Below are 1091 nucleotides of genomic sequence, written 5' to 3' on the forward strand. Positions count from 1 at the left end.
CGATGACACCGATCCGGGCGACGATCTTCTCCCGGGTCTTGTAGTGGCGTCCGCCGGCCGCAGCGGTGAGCTTCTTCAGGTCTTCGGTGGCCTTGGCCAGGCGTGTGTCCCGGGCGGCTTGCTGGCCGGCGGCGTTCGCGGTGGAGTGGACCAGGATCCGCCGCACGGTGAGCGGCGGATCGCTCTTGCGGGGCCCGGTCAGGGTGTGGGTGTCCTCCAGCACGCGGCAGGTCTCGCGCTGCCCGGCGGGCTTGTCACCAGCGCACTCGCGCCACCAGGACACACCTCGTCGACGATCCCGGCGACATCCAGCCGGCGCAGAAACTCGGCAGCGACAGGCAGAGCACCCAGACGCTTCTCCACCACGGAGGTCACCGCCACTTCAAGGCGCTGACGCTGAGACCGTGGCCGCGGGGACCGGGAAGTCATCGACACACCCCACCCAACGCCACACCCCCCGCCCAGGACACCCCCAGACCGGTCACACCATACGAATCAACGACCCGCGAAGTACGGGACTAGCCGGTCATGGAGGGGGCGAAGGGTGACAGGGCCGGGGCGAGCTGCATGCCGGGGGCAAGGCCGAGGGCGATGAGGGCGTCGGGCAGGCCGCGCCCGGTGCGGGCCGCGTCCAGTGTTCCCGGGGCGGCCAGTGGGCGGCAGCTGGCGCCGATGATCTCGAACAGGTGCTGCACGCGGCCGGGGCCGCGGGGCAGCAGCTGGCCGTGGAAGTCCTCGTGGTGGGCCAGAATGAGGGCGGCCAGGCCCGCGACGTGGGCGGAGGCGGTGCTGGTGCCGTCGAGAGCCGTGTAGCCGCCCTGTGGGGCACACGAGAGGACCGACACGCCGGGGGCGGCCGCATTCACTGCGGGGCCGTGGCAGCCGAACGGCGCGGCGAACAGCCCTTCCGGTGTCAGCTGCGGCCCCGTGTGGGTGGCCTGGGAGGTGCCAGGTGGGCAGGTGCCGAAGGCCCCCAGGGCGCCCACGGCGAAGACAGTGGGGAGCGAGGCGGGGAAGGCGACCGGTCCGCCGGTGTCGCCTGCCGGGGCGATGCAGGCGATGCCCGCCGCGGCTGCGTCGGCGAATTTGCG

Annotated in this window: 2 protein-coding genes; both read right to left on the reverse strand. The window is 72.7% G+C overall.

What is annotated here, in order from left to right; translation table 11 throughout:
- On the reverse strand, positions 1-283 hold a 283-nt coding region (locus ACFY4A_RS42705; RefSeq protein WP_390834694.1), incomplete at its 3' end, for a hypothetical protein.
- 235 nt (positions 284-518) lie between these two features.
- Positions 519-1091 (reverse strand): S8 family serine peptidase (locus ACFY4A_RS42710; RefSeq protein WP_390834695.1); only part of this gene is annotated, 573 nt, incomplete at its 5' end.

The sequence above is a fragment of the Streptomyces sp. NPDC001292 genome, from assembly GCF_042896465.1.
GTDB lineage: Bacteria > Actinomycetota > Actinomycetes > Streptomycetales > Streptomycetaceae > Streptomyces.